Source organism: Prauserella sp. PE36 (assembly GCF_003311655.1).
In the GTDB taxonomy this organism is placed as follows: Bacteria; Actinomycetota; Actinomycetes; order Mycobacteriales; family Pseudonocardiaceae; genus Prauserella_A; species Prauserella_A endophytica.
The window spans coordinates 96,180-118,195 of sequence record NZ_QEQT01000105.1; the positions used below are offsets into that span (position 1 = coordinate 96,180).

Genomic DNA, 22,016 nt, shown 5'->3' on the forward strand with positions numbered 1-22,016 from the left:
ACATCTTAGTTTGATAGCTCTATCAAAATCAATGATAGTATAAACAAGTGTTGCCGAGAGAAGAGGAGGCCGCAGTGCCACAGGACACGTCACCACAAGCCGTGGAGGCCGGGGCGTCCATCAGCCCGGCACGGCTCGCGCACGTCGTTTTGCGCACGACGCAGTACGACGCAATGCTCACCTGGTACAAGACGGTGCTGGGCGCCTGGACGACGTTCGAGGCTCCGGGGGTTCTCTGCTTCATGACCTACGACGAGGAGCACCATCGCGTCGCAATCGCCAACGTGCCGACGTTGACCGAACGCCCTGCCAAGGCGGTGGGCCTTGAGCACGTCGCCTTTACCTACGGCACGCTGGGAGACCTCGTGGCGACCTACGAGCGGTTGAAAACACTAGGAATCGAACCGTACTGGACGATCAATCACGGGCCGACGATCTCCTTCTACTACCGTGACCCGGACAGCAACCAGATCGAGTTGCAGGTAGACAACTTCGCCACCATCGAAGAGACGAACGCCTTCCTCGCCAAAGAGTTCCCAAAGAACCCCATTGGTGTGGAGATCGACGCAGACGATTTTGTGCGCCGGTTCCACGACGGGGTGCCCGAATCCGAGTTGCGCACGCGTCCGGATACTGGATCGGGCGGGTTCGACGCCGTCCGCACGAGTTAAGGGCCGAGGCATGCTCACGGAACCCGAACACGCTGTCGACGGCGAAACGCGCCGTGCGCTCGAAGCTTTGTCTACCGAGTACTCCTGGCTCGTCGACCACGGATACGCCGACCGAGCAGCGGACCTGTTCACCGATGATGCGGTCCTGTCAACGGGAGGAAACGTGGTCAGTGGGATAGCGGACATACGTCAACATCTGGAGAAACGGGCGCGGAGTAGCGAGATCCGGTCTCGCCATGTCTTGTCCAACATTCGGTTGCTCCGCGAAGGGACCGGCCTGGTACGAGGCACGACCATCATGACCATCTACCGCACCGTTGGCGAGTCCGGCCGGCCTCAGCTGGCGGTCGGCGACGTCGAGGATCTGTACCGGCTCGGGGACGACGGATGCTGGCGGATCGCTCAACGCAAGCTGGTACCGACCTTCCTCGTCGAAGAAATCTGACGCCGGCAATCGGCCATCAATTCACACGCGCAATGCTGCTTCGGCATTCGTAAAGGAGAGTTCAGTGGCGCACCTTGACGTACCGGTACTAGTCGTCGGCGGCGGCGGTACGGGGATGACGATGTCAATTATCTTGTCGGCATATGGAGTTGACCATCTGCTCGTAGAGCGCCACGATTCTACCTCCCAACTTCCCAAGGCTCACTACCTGAACCCGCGCACCATGGAGATCTTTCGGCAGTTCGGCATCGCCGATGCGATCTACGCACAGGGCATCCCCCTGCACGACATGTCGAAAGTGGAGTGGCGCACGACACTCACTGGCGAGGGCCCATTCGACGGCCGACAACTCTTCGAGATGGAGTGTTTCGGCGCCGGTGATTCCACCGTAGAGTACCGACGCAATTCTGTATGCCGTCCGACGAATCTTCCGCAACTCCGACTCGAACCGCTGTTGCGCGCTGAGGCGCAGGCCCGCAACGCCGAGGGCGTCAAGTTCGGGCATGAATTACTGAACTTGACCCACGATGATCTGGGGGTCAACGCGTCGGTGCGCGAGCTCGCCAGCGGCGAGGTCCACTCGATACGCGCCGAATACGTCGTCGGTGCCGACGGAGGCAAGACTCTTAATCGGCTTCTCGGCATCGACATGGTCGGCGCCTCAAGGGTCTTCGAGACAATCACCGCGCACATATCCGCCGACCTCTCCAAATGGTGGAACGAGGGTGTCATCATCTCCCATTTCCTGCCCAGTGGTGGGCGTCTGGTGCCGATGGGGCCCACCTGGGGCACGAGATCGCAGGAATGGGTAGCGCACTTCGCGGTACTTCCCGGCGAACCCGTACCCGACGATGCGGCGATCGTGAAGAAGATCGGCGAGCTGATCGGTGCTGACATCGACATCACGGTGAAGAAGATCAGCCACTGGTGGGCCGAGTCGGTAATCGCGGAGCGCTATCAAGATGGTCGCGTCTTCTTGGTCGGCGATTCGGCTCACCGGCTTCCACCGACGACTGGCCTCGGCCTCAACAGCGGCATCCAGGACGTGCACAATCTCGCCTGGAAGCTCGCGGCCGTCCTTCGTGGGTACGCGTCGGCACACCTCTTGGACAGCTACGGGACAGAACGTCAACCGGTCGGCCTTCGCAATGTCGAATGGGGCATGTTCGCTGCCCAGAACCACCTCGCCATTGATGCCGGATTCGGGCTCATCCCATTTCCGCTGCCTCCCGACGTGAACGAGCTGATCTTCAAGGGCTTCTTCGCAGAGGGGTTGGTGGGTGAGGCACGGCGAACTCGCTTCCGCACTGTCGCCGAAACGCAATGCATCGAGTTCTGCGCGCAGGAGCTCGAGATGGGCTTCGCATATGCGAGCGGGGCGCTGCTGCCGGACGGGTCCGCGCCAACGGTCGGTGACCCCCTCGGTCAGGTCTATCGTCCCACGACTCGCCCAGGTCACCGGCTACCCCACGCCTGGTTAGAGCGCAACGGTGAACGGTTGTCAACCCATGACCTCGTCGGCGCTGGCGACGCCGTCGCACTGGTCACGGGCAGCCGAGGCAGTTCGTGGGTCACCGCGGCCGCGGAGGTCGCTGAGAAGCTGGGCGTCAACATCGCGACGGCCCAGGTAGGCACAACCCACCACGATGTGGAGGGCCAATGGAGCGCCGTGCGTGAAATCGACGAGGACGGTGCCGTACTCGTCCGACCTGACAACCACGTTGCGTGGCGCAGCTTGTCAAGGGACGACCAACCTGTCCCCGCACTCGCCGCAGCCGTTGAAGCGGCTATCGCACGGTGACCGGTGGGAGGCAACTGGTGCCGGCCACGGGAGAATCGCGTTGGCGGGTCGACCCAGCAGGATCGCGAATCTCGTTCAAAGCCCGTTGGATGTTCGGGACGCTCACGGCCGAGGGTGTTTTTGAGCGCTTCGGGGGGTGGGCACTACTGCGCGAGGACGGTTCACTGGCCGGAGAGCTGAGCATAGACCCTTCGAGCGTGAACACGGGAATCCGGCTACGGGATCACCATCTGCAGAACAGGTTCTTTCTCGACTCGGCCAACTATCCGATCATCACACTCGCATCGAGTCACGTCGTCATCACGAGTCGACCATTCAGGGGAGTTGGAAGCCTTTCGGTCCGCGATCGGAGCGTCGACGTTCCGATCCACGGAACAGCTGGCGTCGATGTCGATCAGGTGATCCTATCAGGCAGTGCGACCCTTGACATTCGGCAGTTCGGATGGCCGACGGCCTTCGGGTACATCGGACGTTCGCTCACCGTAGAAGGCGCGATAGCACTGGAGCCCCATGGATAATACAGTCTCGAAACTCCTAGTGCCGAACCCGGCGGCCTCGCGCGCGAAAGATCTAGACGATCGCTACCTGCTTTCCGATGGCATCGTATATCTCACCGGTATTCAGGCATTGGTACGCATGGTCCGTGACCGCGCGCTGGTTGATGCACGTCGCGGGCTTCGATCAGCAAGCTTCGTGGCCGGCTATGAAGGGTCCCCGCTTGCCGGTTACGACATGGAGTTGGCGCGGCGGCTCCAGCTCATGTCCGATGTCGAGATCGTTCACCGCCCAGCGGTCAACGAAGAGCTGGCCGCGACCGCCGTCGGTGGAACGCAGCTTGCCCGTCAGTCAGGATTCATGCGAGCTGACGGCGTGACCGGATACTGGTACGGCAAATCGCCGGGCCTGGATCGCGCCTCCGACGCCATACGGCATGCCAACCTGATCGGCACTGATCCCGCCGGTGGCGCAGTCGCCCTCATCGGAGACGACCCAGCTGGAAAATCCTCGACCTATCCCTGCTCGTCAGAGGCGGCCGTGGCCGATCTGTATCTGCCAACGCTGTATCCGGCTGATTCGCAGGACATTCTGGATTTCGGGATCCACGCGGCGTTTCTCTCCCGGTTCGCCGGGACGTGGTCGGCACTCAAGATCACCACTGCGGTCGCCGACGGAGGAAGTACCGCCGTCGTGCATCCCGACCGTGTGAAGCCGACGACCGCGGATCTCGAGCCAAGCAAGCACCAGCCTTCCGCCATGTTGATCGGCGCGAATCTCGCAGCACTCGAACACAGTCTCCTCACTCAGCGATTCCCGAGAGCGCTTGACTACGCACGACTCAATGGGCTCGACGTCATTACCGAGAAGACCGGTGACGACCGCATCGGCATCATCGCGGCGGGCAAGACCTACCTCGACGTCCGCGAGGCGCTCGCGCGGCTGGGACTAGGAGATTCACCAAGCTTGGCTCGTCATGGGATCAGGCTGGTCAAGCTCGGGATGGTGAATCCGGTCGATCCGCACATCGTCCGGCGCTTCGCGATGGGCCTTGAAGAAGTCATCGTGGTCGAAGAGAAGCGCCCGTTTATCGAGACCGCGGTCAAGGAGATCCTGTACGCCGGCACGCACCGTCCCGTCGTCGTCGGAAAGAGCGACCACGTCGGCCGGCCTCTCTTCTCCCTGTCCGGTGAGCTCGACGTGGACCGGGTGATCGCCGGTCTGGCACGCCGCCTTGGCGAGGCTCACCACATCGAACCGGCGATGCGATGGATCGAACGACCGCGGCCCCCCGCGCGTATCGAGCTACCCGTGATGGCGCGCACACCCTACTTCTGTCCCGGCTGTCCCCACAACGGCTCCACTCGCACCGACAAGAAGACCCTGGTCGGCGCCGGTATCGGATGTCACGGCCTCGTCATGGTGATGGACGAGAAGCAGGCCGGAAACGTCCTCGGCGTCACCCAGATGGGAGGTGAGGGCGTGCAGTGGATCGGCATGGCACCGTTCATCGACCGAGACCACCTGGTGCAGAACATCGGGGACGGCACCTTCATGCACTCGGGCAGTCTCGCGGTGCGTGCTGCGGTCGCTTCCGGTACCAATGTCACTTACCGTCTGCTGTACAACTCCGCCGTCGCGATGACCGGGGGCCAGGACCCTGCCGGCGGAATGGGGTTAGGTCGCCTGATTGATTCCCTACGAGCGGAGGGCGTTGCCGACATCGTCGTCACCACTGATGATGTCCGGCGAACTCGCAAGGAGGCCCGACTCGGCCGCGATGTCACCGTCAAGCATCGTGACGAGCTCGAGAGGGAGCAAGCCCGCCTGGCCTCCATCAAAGGGGTCACCATCCTGATTCATGATCAGGAGTGCGCAGCGGAGAAGCGGCGAAAGCGTAAGCGCGGCCTCGCATCGACGCCCACAGAGCGCGTCCTTATCAACCAGCGCATCTGCGAGGGGTGTGGGGACTGCGGTGTCCAATCGAACTGTCTGTCCGTCAGACCCGTCGAGACGGAATTCGGCCGCAAGACCCAAATCCATCAGCCTTCGTGCAATCTCGACTTTTCGTGCTTGCACGGGGATTGCCCCTCCTTTGTCACCGTGATCCCAGATCGGCACGGGAAACCGGAAACAGGATCGATAGTCGAGGCCATAGAAGCCGGCTCTATTCCTCTACCGCTCGACGCGCCGCCAGCCGAAGCTCAGATACGCATCGCGGGAATCGGCGGAACCGGGATCGTCACCATCGCGCAAATTCTGGCGACGGCCGCTTCCCTGGATGACAAGTATGTGCGCAGTCTCGATCAGACCGGGCTGGCGCAAAAAGGGGGCGCCGTCACTTCCGACCTCAAGATCTCGGCGGAACCTGTCTTACGACCGGGCAAGCTCAGCGCACAGTCGTGTGACCTGTACCTGGTGTGTGATCCGCTGACAGGAACAGATCCCGCTAATCTGAAGGTGCTGTCTCGCCAGCGGACTGTGGCGGTCGTATCGTCAGCGGAGGTCCCGACCGGTCAGATGGTCCTCGACACGTCGTTGGAGCTTCCAGACGTCGCCGACATGCAGACGGCGATCTCACAAGAAAGTAGCCGTTGCGTCTCGCTGAACGCCGTCCAGCTGGCGCACGAAGCACTAGGCGATGAGCAGTACAGCAACGTCCTGATGCTTGGTGCAGCGTTCCAGACCGGCCACCTGCCTGTGTCGAGCGAAGCCATCGAACGCGCCATCGAACTCAACGGCATTGACATCGACCGCAACCGTCAGGCGTTTCGCCTGGGCCAGTGGCAGGTGGCGAAAGCGGCGTCGGCCCGTGAATCCGATGGCGGCGCGGGGCCCGACATCTCCAGCAAGACCGACGACAGCACATCCGAGGGTGACCTCCAACGCCTTATCGACCTCCGGGTTGCCGATCTGACTGAGTATCAGACTGTCGGCTACGCGGGGATCTATCGGCAGGAGATCGAACGGGTGCGAGAGGCGGAGCGCCGCGTCGCGCCAGAATCGAGGGCTTTGACCGAGGCGGCCGCACGTTACCTCTACAAGCTGATGGCCTACAAGGACGAGTACGAAGTCGCCAGACTCGCGCTGGATCCCGAGTTCAGATCGCATGTCAAAGAGCAGTTCGGCGCTACCAGCAAGACCTACGTCCACCTGCACCCACCGATGATTCGCGCCCTGGGCATGCGGAACAAGCTTCGGCTGGGTAGCTGGTTCACTCCTGCGTTTCGCGCACTCAAGGCGATGCGGCGACTACGCGGTACGCCGTTCGACCTTTTTGGCTACACCGCGGTTCGCCGGCTGGAACGCGAGCTTATCCGTGAGTACACCACGACCCTGCGGACGCTGACCGCCGCGTTGACGACGCGCAATCACGCGATCGCGATCGCCATCGCGAAGCTTCCGGACGAAATTCGTGGCTACGAACAAATCAAGGTTGACAGCATTGACCGCTATCGCACGCAGGCCGCCGCGCTTCTGGAGGAGTTCGAATCGTCATGAAAGCAAACACCCTTCGTCAGCCCAACCACAATGGACACCTCATCGTCGAGGCCCTGCGACGGCACGCGGATACGCCAATGCTTTCGTCTCAACATACCACGCTGACCGGTGGCCAGTTGGGTGCTGAGATCAGCAAGTACCAACAAGCATGCGAATCATTGGGCGCCGGCGTCAAGTCATCCGTGGCGGTGCTTTCGCGCAACTGTCCCGAGGTACTGATCGACATCGCCGCTATGCACATTGCCGGTTATCGACGTGTAGCCTTGCATCCGCTCGGCTCGCTGGACGACCACACCTACATTCTCGAAGACTCCGGCGCCACATCACTGATCATCGAGCCCAGGCCAGAATACGTGCAGCGTGCCCTCGCGCTCGTCGACCGTGTCGAATCACTGCGCCAGATCCTCACGTTCGGTCCACCACCAGCAGAGCTGTCGCACATCGCAACAGACATCGTCGCCCACGCGGCTACGTTCCAACCGAAACCGGTGGTTGCCGCGTCGTTGCCACCTCACCACATCACCAGTCTTGTGTATACCGGCGGCACCACAGGAAGACCGAAAGGCGTACAGCTCACAGCGGGAAGCTATTTCACCATGACCACGATACAGCTGGCTGAGTGGGAATGGCCGAACCGTCCCCAGTTCCTCAGCTGTACCCCGTTGTCACACGCCGGCGCGGCCTTCGTAACCCCCGTGCTGGCCAAGGGCGGAACGCTGTTCCTGCTACCGAAGTTCGATGCCGCGGCCGTGCTGGAGACGATCGAGAAGAAGCGGATCACAACACTGATGCTCGTACCGTCGATGATCTATGCGCTGCTGGACCACCCCGACCTCCATACTCGGGACGTGTCGTCGCTCGAGACCATCTACTATGGCGCGTCAGCGATCAACCCCACACGGCTCGACGAGGCGATCGAGCACTTCGGTCCGAAATTCGCACAGTACTACGGCCAATCCGAAGCACCGATGGCCATCACGTACTTGCCCACGGACGAGCATCAGGGACAGCGCCGTACTTCTTGCGGAAGGCCAACACAGTTCTCTCGATGCGTGATCATGGGCGACAACGGTGAGCCGGTGCGCCAGGGTGAGGTCGGCGAAATCTGCGTCAGCGGACCGCTGCTCAGCCACGGCTACTTGAATCAACGTCAGATAACCGAGGACACGTTCCGTGACGGCTGGCTGCACACGGGAGACCTGGCTCGTGAAGACCAGGACGGTTACTGGTACATCGTGGACCGGATCAAAGACATGATCGTCACCGGTGGGTTCAACGTCTTCCCGCGGGAGGTCGAAGACGTCGTCTCCGAGCATCCCGACGTGGAGCAGGTCTGCGTCGTGGGGACGGCGGACGACAAGTGGGGGGAAGCCGTGACAGCGGTGGTGGTGCTGCGTTCGGCCGCTCGCCGTGACGACGGGTTCGTCGAAACCCTCACTTCCGAGATCCAGGAGGCGGTCCGGGATCGGAAGGGCCCAGTGCACTCACCGAAGCGCGTGGTGGTAATGGACTCGATTCCTTTGACTGGGTTGGGAAAACCGGACAAGAAGGCCGTCCGCACCATCCTCGAGAATCCAGGGGCTGCAGTTCAGTTAGCTGACCCCCGTAGCACGTCAACGATGACAGGAGTACGCGAATGAGCACATTCGACGTTGCGACAAGCCCGGCCGTTCCCGCCCGACATTGGATCAATGCGCAGTGGGCGCAATCCGAAGTAACAGGCCAATCGATCAATCCATCGAACGGCGAGGTGGTCGGCTATTACCACGACGGAGGCGCCGTCGAGGCAGTAGCTGCGATCGCCGCGGCTAGTGCGGCTTTCGTGGCCGGAGAGTGGGCCCGCGAGGTGGACCTGCGGGCGCGTGCCATATCTCAGATTGCCGACGGCATAGAAGCGAGAACCCACGAGCTGGCGTCGATGATCAGTCAGGAGAATGGCAAACTGCTGTGGCAGTCGACATTCGAGGTCACCACTGCAGTTCAGTGGCTGCGCTACAACGCTGCAGCATGCCTGATCAGCTCTGATGTGGGACGCCATGCCGACATCGGTCCAGACGTGCACTTCCGTTCCAGTCCTGAACCACTCGGAGTCGCCGGGATTATCACGCCCTGGAACGCTCCGATCACCCTGACTGCCCGGGCGTTGGGTCCGGCATTAGCCGCGGGATGCACCGCGGTCGTCAAGATGCCCGCTCAGACCGCGCTGACCAACGCCCTCTTCTCGGAGATCATTGCGCAGTGCTCAGCGCTTCCAGCTGGTGTGGTGAACGTCTTCACCGAGTCGGGCAGTGGTGGCGCTGAGCTGATGGTGAGCTCCTCGGATGTGGCGGTGATCAGCTACACGGGCAGTACTGCGGTTGGACGGAAGATCGTTGAATCGAGCGCGGCCACTCTCAAGAGGCTCAATCTCGAGCTAGGCGGAAAAACGCCTCTGATTCTACTCGACGACGCCGACCTCGACGCGGCGATTCCAACCGTGGTATCTGCCGCCACGATGTTGAACGGTCAGTTCTGCGTCACGGGATCACGGGTACTCGCACACCGCGCCATCGCCGGTGAAGTCCGTACTCGGCTGAGCGAGGCACTGGCCGCGGTGCAGCCCGGTCCAAGCGACGACCCAGCCAGCCAGATCGGCCCGCTGATTGACAGGGCAAGCGCTGAGCGGGTCAACCGACTGGTGGAAGCCGCGCTCGCACATGCCGTGCCACTGGTCCGGGGCGGGCTCATCGCCGAGGGCCCGTTGGCCGGCGGCGCGTTCTACCGACCCACCCTGCTCGAGGTCGAGCGGCTCGATATCCCGGTGGTCCAAGAGGAGATTTTTGGTCCGGTGCAGACATTTGAGGTCTTCGATTCTGACGCTGAAGCCATTCACCGGGCTAATGCGACCGAGTATGGTTTGGGCGCAGCAGTGTTCACGCGGAGCCCGGATCGTGCGCGCGCGATGGGTCGCGAATTGCAGGCCGCCGGGGTGTGGATCAATACCTGGGGATTGCTGAACGAGAAGTTCGAGCAGGGCGGATACAAGGCGAGCAGCAATGGAGGCTTCCTCTGTGGCCCGCGCGCGCTCGAGCAGTTCCAACAGATCAAGGTGTATGGGGAACTGGCGACTCTCGGGTCCGCCCATGGTTCGTTAGATACCTGATGTGCGATGCTTCGGCCTCGCGCAGAAGATGTCGTCGTGCCAGACCTGGGCGGCTTTCTCCGACATCAGCAGCCCTTGGCCGTGCAGGTTCCGTTGCTGGCCCCGTCCCGCCCGCTTGACATGACAGAGCGCGGGTTTTGAGATCGCGCCCGTCCACCTATCACGCGGCCCGTGCCAGGCAACCGTCGAAGCGGGTCCGTGCGCGACGCCGAGATAGTCGCGCTGACCGGAAGCCGAGTGGCAACGGCAAGGTTCGTCCGCCGCTTCGGGACCCGTCAGATGTGGCTGCACCTGCGCGGCCTGGGCCACGACATCGCACGGTGCACGGTCGAGCGGATCTACCGCGTGCAGGGCTGGCCCGGCGCTGCGGCAGCCGCCGGGTGCGGCCGGTCGTTGACATCGACGTCGGACCGCGGCCAGTCGACCTGGTCAACCGACAGTCCTGGACCGGGCTGATCCACCGTGCCGATGTAGGCAGTCCGTCTCGTTAGTCTTCACCGGCCGCCTCGTCGAAGCCGGCGTCGACCCGCTCTTCCGGTCGGTCGGCGACGCCTACGGCTACGCCCTGGCCGAGTCCCGGTGCGGGCTCTGCAAGACCGGACCCCGCCAAAGAACCTTACGACGCTCCAAGAACGAGCTCATGCCGACCGGCAGAGCCGGCAAACCCAGACCTCCAGACACTCCGGGGCGGGTTCATGCCGACAGCTACCCTATTGTTTGGCCGATCGTTCCCACTGGGCCATCAGCGTCTGTAGCTCGGCTTCGTATCGTGTTGCGTTTGCGGCCTTGACTCCTTCGTAGCCGCGGATCTGGTCGGGCAGGCAGGCGATCTGATGCGCGAGGTCGTAGTTCGCGGTCGACAGTCCCGCGATCAGCGACTTCAGGTGTCGCGAATAGTCCCGCGCGAGGCGGCGTTCCAGGCGGCGAGCGACGGTATATCCGAAAGGGTCGAGCCAGGTGCCGCGGACGAACTTGAACTTGGCGAGCAGGCGCATCGCCGGGCGGAACCACGGGCCCAGCTGGATTTTGCTCCCCATACCCATCGCGCGGAGGATGGGCGGATGGAGGTTGTAGTACACCCGGCCCGGGCCGGCCTCGGCCTGCACTGACTCGAGGAACTCCGGTGCGGTGAGGAGCCGCGCCACTTCGTACTCGTCCTTGTAGGCGAGGAGCTTGTACAGATTGCGCGCGACTGCCTCGCTGAAGTCACGGCGGTGCCCTAATGCCTGTTCTGCGTGCCAGGCATTGGCCACTGCGTCGATGTAGCCGAGCGCCAGCTTGGAGTTCTGGAAAGCCTCGAGCTGGGGCGCGCGCACGGCGACCAAGCGTTTGACCTCGTCCTGGATCCCAGCCGTCTCGATCCGTCGTTCGATGGTGGCCGACCCGGCAGAGCGTGGCGCCGATGGCGTGGTCGGAACGAGCTCTGGATCGGCCGCGATAGCGCGGCCCCAGCGGAAGGCCGCGATGTTGGCCTCGACCGCCACCCCGTTGAGCGTGATCGCCCCCTCTATCGCAGCCGCCGGCACGGGAAGCTGACCGAGCTGGTAGGCAGCGCCGACCAGCAGGAGGTTGGCCGACTCGATAGAGCCGAACAGCTGTCGCGCGACGGCGAGAACGTCCAGGCCGAGCACGCTCTTCGCGTTGCCACGAAGGCGTTGGAGAAGAAAGTCGGCCTCGGGGTAGGCCACTTGGGGGTCGGCGACCATGTCCCCGGTGGGCGTCTTGCTGGTCGACGCCACGACAGCCGTGACGCCGGTGTCTGCGTGCAGCGCGTTCTTCGCGTCGGCGGCGACCAGAAGGTCGAAGGCCAGGATGAGGTCAGCCTTTCCTGGACTTACGCGATTGGTCGGAGCGTCTTCGCCGGTGGACAGGCGCAAGTGGGAGACGACCGGTCCGGCCTTCTGGCTGAGGCCGGTCTGGTCGAGCCCGACGACTTGATAGCCGGATTTCAGCGCCGCGGTGGCAAGGATCTGGTTGACCGTCACGATCCCGGTCCCGCCGACGCCAGCCAGAAAGATGTTCGTGTCCCTGTGCACGTTCTCGGGGTCGAGCACCTCCGGTGCTTCGGGTGCCGTCGAAGGCTTGCGCGCCTTTGCCGTGGCCGCGCGGTCGGCGCGTTTGACGGTGACGAAGCTGGGGCAGTCGCCTTGGAGGCAACTGTAGTCGGTGTTGCAGGTTGTCTGGTCGATGGTCGTCTTGCGGCCGAACTCGGTCTCCACGGGCTGGACCGAGAGGCAGTTGCTCTTGACGCCACAGTCGCCACAGCCTTCGCAGACATCGGAGTTGATGACGACCTTCGTCCGCCGCGGAGTCAGCTTGCCTCGCTTGCGGAGGCGGCGCGCGTTCGCCGCGCATTGCTGGTCGTAGATCAGTGCGGTCACGCCCTCTACCTCCCGCAGCGTGCGCTGAGCTTCGTCGAGTCGCTCGCGCGGCCACACGACGCAGCCGCGCGGCATTCGCACACGTCGGTAACGCTCGGGCTCGTCTGCGCAGACGATGATCTTCCTGACCCCTTCGGCCAGTAGCTTGTCGGCCAAGGCAGGCACCGGCAGTCCGGCCTGCGGGTCCTGCGCCCCTGTCATCGCGACCGCCGAGTTGTAGAGCACCTTGTAGGTGATGTTCACGCCGGCGGCGACGGCCGCCTGCACAGCCAGCTGCCCCGAGTGGAAGAACGTCCCGTCGCCCACGTTCTGGAAGATGTGGCGGTGCGAGCTCCATCTGGCTTGGCCGATCCATTGGGCGCCTTCGCCGCCCATCTGGGTCCAGCCGGTGATAGCAGAGTCCTCACGGGCTGAGATCGAGGCGAGCGTGTGACAGCCGATTCCACCGGCGGCGATCGAGCCATCTGGCACAACAGTCGAGGTGTTGTGCGGGCAGCCCGAGCAGAAGTAGGGTACTCGTTGGACTGGCAGCAGCGGCAGGGGCCGTCGTGCGGTTGATCGTTGCAGCTGAACATCGTTGCCGAGGAATCGCGCTACCGGGCCGTAGAGGCGGTCGGCGACCAGTTCCCCGTGGGCGGGCACGAGCACTGCTCCTCGCACGTCCTTCTTGCCCACGACGATCGGGCGTTCGGCGCGGGCGTAGAGGATGTCCTTGACTTGGTGTTCGATGAGTGGCCCTTTTTCCTCGACCACCAGAATCCTCTCCAGGCCGGTCGAGAACTCCTCGATACGTGCGCGGTTGAGGGGATGCGGCGCCGCCACGCGCAGAACTCGGATACCCTGCGCGGCGGCCGCCCGCGCGTCGAGCCCGAGATCCTGCAGTGCCTGCATCGCCGCATCGATCGCGACGCCACTGCCGACGATCCCGAACCTCGCAGCCGCCGACGCCGGCTGGAGCCCGTCGAAGTCGTTGGCCGCGAGGAAGGACTCGACCGCCGACCAGCGGGGCCCATGCAGGTCCGCCTCGACTAGAAGACTCTGCGCAGGAGTGGTTACAGGCCGCTGGGCATATGTCCACGACCGGCCTTCCCAGGTGACCGAAGGGGGCTGGAACCGCAGGGCCTGGAAGTCCCGAGCGACAGTCCATACTCCGTCGGCCACATCGGTGAGGATCTTCACGCCGACCCAGCAGCCGGTCTGGCGTGACAGCTCCACCGCGGCGAGCGTGTGCAGGACGACCTCCTCTCCGTTCCTGGGGCTGAAGAACGGCATGTTCAGGGCGGCCAGGGTGGCGTCGCTGGCGAAGGGAAGCGTCGAGGACTTCGACGAAGGGTCGTCGCCGACGAACGCGACGAGGCCTCCGTGTGGGTCGCTGCCATACATGTTGGCGTGGCGGATCGCATCCGACGCGCGATCCAGTCCGGGGCCCTTGCCGTACCAGATACCCACGACTCCGTCGACCGACCTGGTCTCCCCGGGCAAGGAGAGCTGAGTACCCCAGACCGCAGTAGCCGCTAGTTCCTCGTTCACTGCCGGCGTCAGGTGAATCTCGTGGTCCTGCGCCAGGTTCGGGATCGACGCCAGTAGGCTGTCGAGTCCACCAAGCGGCGAACCCTGATATCCGGAGACGAACATGGCGGCGTTGTGTCCCCGAGCGACGTCACGGGCGCGCTGCTCGACCAGGGCGCGGGCGATCGCCTGGACACCGGTGAGGAGCACCGGCGTGTCTCCCACCGTGTAGCGGTCTTCGAGGCGATACCACTGGCCATCGGATCTCCGCTCTGGGGTCGCCGCCACACTCATCACTTCGCTCCTCAGCAGTGCTTGCCCCTGCGCCGCAGGGTGTTCTCTGGATCTCAGGCGAGAATCTCGACTCGTGCGTCCACCGCTACCATCGCCCCGTCCAATCCCACCAGGATCGGATTGACGTCGAAGCTGTGGACGGTGGGGTTCTCCGCGAACCACCGCGACGCCGTGGCGACGGTGTCCACCAATGTGCAGTAGGCCCGCGAGCCGCGGCCCAGCGCGCGTCCGAACCTCGTCCGAGCGAGGGCGGCTTCGATTTGTTCGGTACTGGCGGGGCATTGCAGGTGACTGACGTCGCGGTAGGCCTCGGCGTACCCGCCGCCAAGGCCGAACACGATGACGGGGCCGAACTCCGGATCGGATTGGCCTCCGACGAGCGCCATGGACACTCCGGGCGTGAACCGCTCGACGATCAGCCGTCCCGCCGGGAACGCCTCGAGCATTCCGGTCGCTTCGTGCCGGAGGGAATCCACGTCGGGCACGTACAGCCGTACCCCACCGGCGGAGACCTTGTGGACCGCAGCGTCCGCGGACACCTTGAGTGTCACCGGGAAACCGATCTGCTCGGCGGCCTTGACTGTGGTTTCTAGGTCGTCGGCAGCGCAGGCAGGGTTGAAGGCGATGCCGGACTGCGCCAGGAACTCCCGCGATTCCCAGTAGGTCAGCACGCGGAGCTCTCCCGCGCGCCGCGGGTTCGGCGCAGGCAGCTGTGCTTGCTTGGCGAGGAGTCGGCGCCGCGTACGGAGAAAGTCGACGTACCTCCCGATCGCGGCGACGGCGCGGTGCGATCCGTCGAACAGGGGCAGCCCGCTCTCCCTCACCACCTCCTGTGCCTGCGTGGTGAGCTCGCCGGCGGACCAGAGGGAGATCGCCGTTGGGCGCCGGCTGGCCGTTGCCGCATCGACCGCGGGACCGAGGATCCACTTAGCGAAATGGCCCGACCAGACCGGCGCGGCGATCAGCGCGACGTCGAAGGCCTCGTCGTTCAGGAAGGCCTCCGTCGCTGGTGCGATCAACTCGGGCTTGGCAACCACCTCACCGGTGTAGTCGAACGGATTGCCGGGCGTCGCCAGGTGGAAGAGGCCATCGAGGGCTTTGACCGTTGCTGGACCCGGCTCTGGACAGGACAATCCGGCGCCCTCGGCGGCGTCCACCGCCAGGGCGCCGTCGCCACCCGAGTAGGTCAGGACACCGAGCCGGCCGTCGGCGTCGGCAGGCATGGAGTCGACAGGCCAGCTGCCGAACAGCTGCCCCGTCTCCCAGAGCTCGTCGAGGTCGTCGACGACGATCACGCCATGGTCGCGCAGGATCGAGATCTGCACGTCTGCCGCACCGGCCAGGGCACCGGAGTGGGTCTGAACCGCCTTCGACCCGACCTCGGATCGTCCCGGTTTCAGCAGGATGACCGGTTTTCCTGCCTCGACCGCGCGGCGCGCAGCAGCGGCGAACTTGGCAGGGTCGTGAATGCCCTCGGGGATCGTCAGGATCGCCTTCGTCCGGTCGTCGCCGACGAAGTAGTCGACGAAGTCCCAAATGTCGAGATTCCACTGGCTGCCGGTCGCGACGGCCATTGAGATGCCTTGCCCGTAGGCGACGACGCGGTTGAGTAGCGTGTTGCACAGGGCACCGCTCTGCGTGGCGATCGCCACCGTCCCGGACGCCAGCTGTTCGGGATGGTTGAGGCCGGCCCGTGGCACATAGCCGTCCGCCACGTTCATCAGACCCGCCGTGTTCGGACCGACCAGATGCAGACCGGCTTCAGCGCAGATCGTGCGGATCTCCTCCTCCAGGGCAAGCCCGCGGGAACCCAGCTCAGCGAAGCCTCCCGCGATGACCGTGGCGCTCTTGACACCACTGCGGGCGCAGTCCGCTAGTGCGGCTGGGACGCGTTCCGCGCCCACCACGATGACAGCCGTGTCCGGTGCGGTGGGAATCTCGGCCACCGACCCGAAGCACGGGACGCCGTCGATCTCGCTGTACTTCGGGTTCACGGCATAGACGTCGCCGGCGAACCCGTGCCGGGCCAGGTTCTTGAGCGGTGCCGAGGTGAAGCCACGGCCATGCGGTGACGCTCCTATCACGACGACGGAGCGGGGCCGGAGCACGGAATCGACAGCGGCCAAACGCGTGGCGAGCGAGCTGGTGTTGATCACAGCAACTGCTCCTTCAGTCGAGGCGGGGAAGCTCGACCAGGACGACCTCCACGCCGTCCTGTGTGGCGCCGATGGCGCCGTCCTCGCCGCGGGGGCAGTAGCCGAAGGTCAGCTCGGGATAGTCGGTGGTGTCGATGCGCAGTCCGACGCGGGTGGACCAGAAGAGCTGGGCGCGCTCGACCGGCAGGGTGTACGACGCCCCGGAGGAAAGTCGCAGCATCGACAGGCGCACGTCGGCGTTCGGACCTGGATGGTCGAAGAAGTTGCCGAGACGCTTGCACTCGACACCCTCGGCAATCTGAAAGTACGCGAAGGCGTCGGGATGCATCAGGATCGGCGCTTCGTATCCCTCGTCCGGCGTCTTCCACGGAGTACCGAAGCGAAGCTCGTACTGCTTCTCGAAGAGGGCCTGCACAGAGTCGGTCCTGGTTTCCTCGCCGGTCTCGGGGTCGACCTGGACGTAGACGCCGTCCTTGATCGTGCCGCTCCGCTTGAGTGCCTCGAGTGCTCGGGGACGCACCTCGTCCCACGCGGGCCCTGACTGCTGCTCTCCGTGGAAACCCAGCTGTATCGCAACACTGATGCCCGCGGCCTTGTGCTGGGGCCCATACCACGTCGCTTTGGGGAAGTAGGCGATGCCGCCCTCCGGGATGTCCTGCCCCGGCGCATAATTCAGGTTGCCGGACTGGGCCCACCGAATCTGCTGAAAGGCGTGGCGGTGGCGTGGCGTATCGTAAGCTCCCTCTTCACCGTTGAAGTGACTGCGCAGCATGCGGAAGTTGAGGCCGTCCGGGGTGTCGTCGCTGAACAGTCGCTGGACGACGGTCCCTCCGAGCGGGCGGACCGAACCGATCTCGTTCTTGCCGGCAGTCGGGTTGTAGGCGGGCACGTCGGCGCCCACGAGGATCTTCATGTGCCGCACTCCTAGTCTGGTTCGCGGATGATGCAGGCGAGTAGCGTCGCCGTGCTGGTCGGATCAGGTGATCTGGGAGGCGTCGAGTACCACTTCGATGACGACGGGCGTCTTCCGCGCCTCGAGAAAGGTCGTCAGGGCACCGAGGTCGGCGCGCGAAGTGACACGGATCCCGGCGCCTCCGAGCGAAGCGGCGACATCGGCGAACGACGGCCACACGAATGTGCTGAGCGCCGTGTCGAAGCCTTCCGCCTGGAGCTTGCGGTACTCGGCGCCATACGAGCTGTCGTTCACGATCACCACGACGAGATCGAGGCCGCACCGCACCGCCGTGTTGAACTCGGAAAGCCCACCGAGCATGAAACCGCCGTCGCCGACGACCGCCACGCTGGGCAGCTCGGGTGCCGCACAACCCATCCCGATGGCCGTGGAGACCGCGTTGCCGACGGCTCCGAACCCTGCGAACGAGCAGGCCCACGAACGTGCGTCCGGGACCCGCATCCGGGTGATCGCCTCCGCGGAGAAACGTCCCCCGTCGACGGTCACCATCCGCGCAGAAGGCAATGCCTCGTCGATCGCAGCAAGGACGGTCGCCAGTTCGAGGTTTGTGGATCCACGGCCGGGTCGATCGTTCACGGGCCCAGTGCGGCACTGCTCGCGGAAAGCCGAGGGACGGTGCCCGATTTCCTCGAGCATCGCGAGGATGGCGCTGGCGAAGTCCGCGGCATCGGCAACCACACCGATGTCGCCCGCGTGTCGGCTGAGGATGGCTGCCGGATCAGTGTCGCAGTGAACGAGCACCTTGCCCTCGAAGTAGGGCCACCCTTCGCCGCCTCCGGTCAGCCGGTTCAGACTCGTGCCGACCGCGACGATGCAATCGGCCCGCTGGAGCGCCTCGACGGCCGGAGGTGCGGAGAACGTACCGCACACACCGAGGTCGTACTCGTTCGCAGCGAACAGGCCTTTGGCCGGCAGGGTCGTCATCAGCGGCGCACCGAGCGCCTCGGCGAGGCGTGCTGTGGGGCCCGCCGCGTCGGAGCTCACACAGCCGTGTCCGGCCAGAACGAGCGGTCGACTCGCCGTGGCCAGCACGCCGGCGGCTCGGTCCAGCGCATCGAGATCAGCCACCGGCCGGGTAGCCGTCGGTGTCCTGACGGCCACACCGGGCCCGCACTCGCGGAAAGTGAAGTCACTCGGACACGCGAAGACGTAAGGTCGGCGTTCGCTGGCGGCTCGTTCGAGGGTGCGCCCGAGGTCCCTCGCGGCGACGTTCGCCTCGTCGACGCGAACATAGCCGGCCCCGGCAGCTACCGCGAAGGCGCTCTGGTCGATGCGCTGGCTGTGGCGCGGCCGTGCGCTCGGCGTCTCGCCCGTGATGAGGACGAGTGGTGTGCGTTGACGGACGACCGAGACGAGCGTACCGACGGCATTGAGCAGCCCGGGTCCATAGGTGACAGTGGCGAAGCCGACGGCGCCCGAGCGAGCCGCATAGCCGGCTCCCATCAGAACGGCTCCTGCCTCGTTAGCGGCAGGAACGTAGCGCACCTGTCGTTCGTGGACCAGCGAATCGATGAGGAACATGTTGGCATCGCCCATCACCCCGAAGACGGCGTGGCCTCCGTGGTCGGCAATGGTGGCAGCAAGGGCTGAGTGGACCTTCATCCTCAGTCCAGGCGGGGGAACGTGATCAAATGCGCTTCGACCGGAGAGGTACTCGTGAGATCCACCGACTCGCCTCGTGGGCTGTAGACGTAGGTGTGCTCGCGGTACTCCGTGCCGTCGATGACGAGGCCCGGCTCCAACGACCATAGGACGTGGGCCCGGTCCTCGGGACAGGTGAACGTGCCGCCGCTCAACCGGACCATGCCGAGTCGGATGTCACCGTCCGGACCGGGGTGGTCGTAGAAGCAGCCGAAGTGCTTCATCTCCACCCCATCGCAGGTCTTGTAGTAGTCGAAGGCCGGAGGGTGGAGGGCGATGGGGGCGTCGTACCCGGCCGACGGGATGGCGAACTCCCGGCCGGTGTGCATCATGTACTGCTCCGCGTACAGGGCATCCACACTGTCTCGCTCACGGCGCTCCCCCGTGGCCGGATCAGTGTCGATGTAGAGCCCGCGTTCGAAGCTGCCCCGCGCCTTCAGGTTCGCTAGCGCAGCCTCCTGGTACTGGTCCCAGAACTTGCTGCCGTGCTGTTTCTCCCCATTGAAACCGAACTGGAAGGTGATGCTGATGCCCTCGTCCCGAACTTGGGGCCCGTACCAGGCTCCCTTGGGGAAGTAGGCGATGTCGCCGGCCTCGATGTACTTGTCCGGTTCGTAGTTGATCCGGCCGGTCTCCGCCCAGCGGATCTGCTGGAAGGCATGGCGATGCCGGGGCGTACTCGTCGCATCTTCGCCTGACTGCCACTGCGTGCGGTTGACCGTCAGAGTCAGGCCGTCAGCAGCGTCGTCCGCGAGCAGCGACTGCCTGATCGTCTTCGCTTGGCGGAGGTCACTGCCGGCCCGGTTCCGTACGTCCGGCGCAACCTCGGACACCGTTGCGATCTGCACTTCGCCTCCTTGGATACCATAGATAACTACGTCTAGATACTTATCTTTCATAGTTACCTGCGGCCTTGTCAAGGGAGACGCACGAGATCGGTACGACCGACGGCGCCTGCAGCCGTGCCGGCGGAGGCCGTCGGCGTCGCCCCGGCGAGGAACTGGTTATGATTAATAGGTGTCGGACGACGAGATCGATCTGTTTCGCAATCAGCTGCGAGCGCTGCACCGACGCATGCGTCGGGAGCAGCCGTCGATGGACGGGCTGTCCACGACCGCGTACGAGGTCCTCATCGCCATCGATGTCGCCGAGGAGCCGAGACAACCGAGCCAACTGGGCGAAGAGCTCCAGATGACCAGCCCGAACGTCGCAGCCGCCCTGCGCTCGCTCGAGGGTCTCGGCCTGATCATCCGTCGCAAAGACGCGCACGACCGCCGCAAGGCCTACATAGAGATCAGCGACAAGGGACGCGGCGTCATCGGCGACGCGCGCCAGGGCTGGCGCGCCTGGTTGCGCGATGCCATCGAGCATCACCTGACAGACGCGGAACGGGAGCTGCTCTTCAAGTCCGGGCATCTGATGCAGCGGTTGGCCGACGACCCCACCACCGCGCGGACGACGAACGACGCTTACGCCCGCAGCGCCTCGGGGAGCAACGTGTCCGGGAAGTCCTGATACACGATCGGGCGCATGAACCTCTTGATCGCATCGTCGCCCACCGACGTATACAGGCTCCAACTGCTCGCGGGATAGGGGCCGCCGTGGTGCATGGCGCGGTCGACGGCGACACCGGTCGGCACGCCTCCGTAGACGATGCGGCCCACCCGCCGCACCAGGCGTTCGATCGCCAGCGCAAGCCACCGGTCGCCAGCGTCGCCGTGCACGGTCGCCGTCAAGTTGCCTTCGACGGCATCCAGCGCACGCACGAGGTCTGCGCTGTCCCGAACCCGGATCACGACCGTCGCAGGCCCGAAGATCTCCGCGCGCAAGTCCGGAACCGCGAGGTAGGTGTCGACATCGGCGACGGCGACCACGCCCGGCGCCGACAGTCCGGCGCCTGATGTTTCGCCGGCCCACACCTCGACGTCCGGATGCCGACCGAGCGCGGCGACAGCCTTCCGGAACTGCTCGTGGATCTTCGTCGTGAGCAGGTGCATGTCGACGGCCTGCGCCATCTCGCCACGCAGCAAGGCCACGAACTCATCCGCCGCATCGTCGGGAACGAACACGACACCGGGCTTCGTACAGAACTGCCCGTGCCCGCTCAGCACGGACTCGGCGAGCTGTCGCGCCTCCCCAGGAGCGCACGCGGTGATCGCGCTCGGCGCGATCACCATCGGGTTGACGCTGCCCTGCTCGGCATAGACGGGGATCGGAATCTTTCGCGAGGCCGCGACATCGGTCAGAGCACGCCCACCAGCGGTCGACCCAGTAAAGCCGACAGCCGCGACGTCCGGATGGCGCACCAGCTCCAGGCCGACGCGCTCTCCCCCATGCACGACCTGCAGGGAGTCGGCAGGCAGGCCCGCTGCCACCAACGCCTCGGTGACGAGTTCGGCCACCCGCTGCGATGTCTGCGGGTGGCCGTAGTGGGCCTTGACGATCACCGGGTTGCCCGCCGCTAACGCGGAGGCCGTGTCGCCCCCGGCGACACTGAAGGCGAACGGGAAGTTGGAGGCGGCGAAGACGACCACGACCCCAAGCGGGATGTTCACTTTTCGCAAGCTGCCGCCCGGTGCACCGGCGGGCAGATCGCTGGTCGTGACGCCGAGGTGCTCACCGCGGGCGACCAGTCCCGCGAACAGACGCAACTGTCCCGTGGTCCTCGCGATCTCGCCGAGCAGCCTCGGCACGCCCAGCGCGACCTCGTCGTCGGCAAGCTCAGCCAGCGTCGCCGACTCGGCGTCCAAGGCGTCCGCCGCTCTCCGCAGGCCGTCGGCAACGACAACGGGACCCAGCCGGCCGATCAGGTCTCCGGCGACTCTCGACCTGGCAACGACATCGCCCACCTCCACGGTCGAGATCTCGGAAAGCTCTGGGCCGAACTCCTCTGCCCGCCTCGGGTCCACCGATCGCACCACTTCGAGCCTCTTCTCTCGGCGCCCGCTCACGCGAGGCGCGATATGCCTATGGTAGATAGCTATGTTATCAAGATATAATCGCTCTT

Annotated in this window: 14 protein-coding genes; 8 read left to right on the plus strand and 6 right to left on the minus strand. The window is 64.7% G+C overall.

Translation table 11 applies throughout. The features are described 5' to 3' along the window. Positions 1 to 74: 74 nt before the first annotated feature. The 7 genes from DI005_RS33800 (at position 75) to DI005_RS33830 (ending at position 10,055) form a co-directional block, all read left to right on the plus strand. Positions 75 to 671: a VOC family protein gene (locus DI005_RS33800; protein ID WP_199543450.1), complete on the plus strand. Its 597-nt coding sequence runs from the start codon at positions 75 to 77 to the stop codon at positions 669 to 671. 10 nt (positions 672 to 681) lie between these two features. Further along, the gene (locus DI005_RS33805; protein ID WP_112268394.1) at positions 682 to 1,116 is read left to right on the plus strand and encodes a nuclear transport factor 2 family protein; all 435 of its coding nucleotides are present in this window, start codon (positions 682 to 684) and stop codon (positions 1,114 to 1,116) included. A gap of 64 nt (positions 1,117 to 1,180) precedes the next feature. Continuing rightward, positions 1,181 to 2,917 (plus strand): FAD-dependent monooxygenase, encoded by a 1,737-nt coding sequence (locus tag DI005_RS33810; protein ID WP_113644788.1) that lies wholly within the window; start codon positions 1,181 to 1,183, stop codon positions 2,915 to 2,917. Positions 2,918 to 2,934: 17 nt separating this feature from the next. Then, positions 2,935 to 3,435 carry a YceI family protein gene (locus tag DI005_RS39820; protein WP_158559939.1) on the plus strand — a complete coding sequence of 167 codons (501 nt, stop codon included), beginning with the start codon at positions 2,935 to 2,937 and terminating at the stop codon, positions 3,433 to 3,435. Between the two features lie 19 nt (positions 3,436 to 3,454). Beyond that, positions 3,455 to 6,913, plus strand: coding sequence for an indolepyruvate ferredoxin oxidoreductase family protein (locus tag DI005_RS33820; protein ID WP_233520416.1), 3,459 nt, complete (start codon positions 3,455 to 3,457; stop codon positions 6,911 to 6,913). Next, positions 6,910 to 8,553: an AMP-binding protein gene (locus DI005_RS33825; RefSeq protein WP_113644791.1), complete on the plus strand. Its 1,644-nt coding sequence runs from the start codon at positions 6,910 to 6,912 to the stop codon at positions 8,551 to 8,553. The genes DI005_RS33820 and DI005_RS33825 overlap by 4 nt, the downstream gene beginning before the upstream one ends. After that, entirely contained in the window at positions 8,550 to 10,055 is a 1,506-nt protein-coding gene (locus tag DI005_RS33830; protein WP_113644792.1) for an aldehyde dehydrogenase family protein, read from the plus strand. The genes DI005_RS33825 and DI005_RS33830 overlap by 4 nt, the downstream gene beginning before the upstream one ends. Positions 10,056 to 10,765: 710 nt before the next feature. On the opposite strand, the gene DI005_RS33835 is transcribed toward DI005_RS33830, so the two are convergent. The 5 genes from DI005_RS33835 to DI005_RS38390 all read right to left on the minus strand — a co-directional run bounded on the left by DI005_RS33835 (position 10,766) and on the right by DI005_RS38390 (position 19,857). Next, positions 10,766 to 14,239, minus strand: a complete 3,474-nt coding sequence (locus DI005_RS33835) for an indolepyruvate ferredoxin oxidoreductase family protein (RefSeq protein WP_113644793.1) — start codon at positions 14,237 to 14,239, stop codon at positions 10,766 to 10,768. 53 nt (positions 14,240 to 14,292) lie between these two features. After that, entirely contained in the window at positions 14,293 to 16,395 is a 2,103-nt protein-coding gene (locus DI005_RS33840; RefSeq protein ID WP_113644794.1) for an acetate--CoA ligase family protein, read from the minus strand. A 13-nt stretch (positions 16,396 to 16,408) separates the two neighbouring features. Next, on the minus strand, positions 16,409 to 17,308 hold the full coding sequence (locus DI005_RS33845) for a hypothetical protein (protein ID WP_113644795.1): 900 nt from the start codon (positions 17,306 to 17,308) through the stop codon (positions 16,409 to 16,411). A gap of 63 nt (positions 17,309 to 17,371) precedes the next feature. After that, positions 17,372 to 18,970, minus strand: a complete 1,599-nt coding sequence (locus tag DI005_RS33850; protein WP_158559940.1) for a thiamine pyrophosphate-binding protein — start codon at positions 18,968 to 18,970, stop codon at positions 17,372 to 17,374. 2 nt (positions 18,971 to 18,972) lie between these two features. Next, positions 18,973 to 19,857, minus strand: a complete 885-nt coding sequence (locus DI005_RS38390) for a hypothetical protein (protein WP_158559941.1) — start codon at positions 19,855 to 19,857, stop codon at positions 18,973 to 18,975. Positions 19,858 to 20,026: 169 nt separating this feature from the next. Here DI005_RS38390 and DI005_RS33855 point away from each other — a divergent pair, with 169 nt between their 5' ends. After that, entirely contained in the window at positions 20,027 to 20,524 is a 498-nt protein-coding gene (locus DI005_RS33855; protein WP_112268373.1) for a MarR family winged helix-turn-helix transcriptional regulator, read from the plus strand. On the opposite strand, the gene DI005_RS33860 is transcribed toward DI005_RS33855, so the two are convergent. Further along, positions 20,479 to 21,927 (minus strand): aldehyde dehydrogenase family protein, encoded by a 1,449-nt coding sequence (locus DI005_RS33860; protein WP_233520417.1) that lies wholly within the window; start codon positions 21,925 to 21,927, stop codon positions 20,479 to 20,481. The two genes, DI005_RS33855 and DI005_RS33860, sit on opposite strands and share 46 nt — an antisense overlap. Positions 21,928 to 22,016: the final 89 nt, after the last annotated feature.

Coding starts and splice junctions, on each gene's coding strand:
- DI005_RS33805 (WP_112268394.1), top strand. CDS start 682: ATGCTCACGGAACCCGAACACGCTGTCGACGGCGAAACGCGCCGTGCG.
- DI005_RS33825 (WP_113644791.1), top strand. CDS start 6,910: ATGAAAGCAAACACCCTTCGTCAGCCCAACCACAATGGACACCTCATC.
- DI005_RS33830 (WP_113644792.1), top strand. CDS start 8,550: ATGAGCACATTCGACGTTGCGACAAGCCCGGCCGTTCCCGCCCGACAT.
- DI005_RS33835 (WP_113644793.1), bottom strand. CDS start 14,239: ATGAGTGTGGCGGCGACCCCAGAGCGGAGATCCGATGGCCAGTGGTAT.
- DI005_RS33845 (WP_113644795.1), bottom strand. CDS start 17,308: ATGAAGATCCTCGTGGGCGCCGACGTGCCCGCCTACAACCCGACTGCC.
- DI005_RS33850 (WP_158559940.1), bottom strand. CDS start 18,970: ATGAAGGTCCACTCAGCCCTTGCTGCCACCATTGCCGACCACGGAGGC.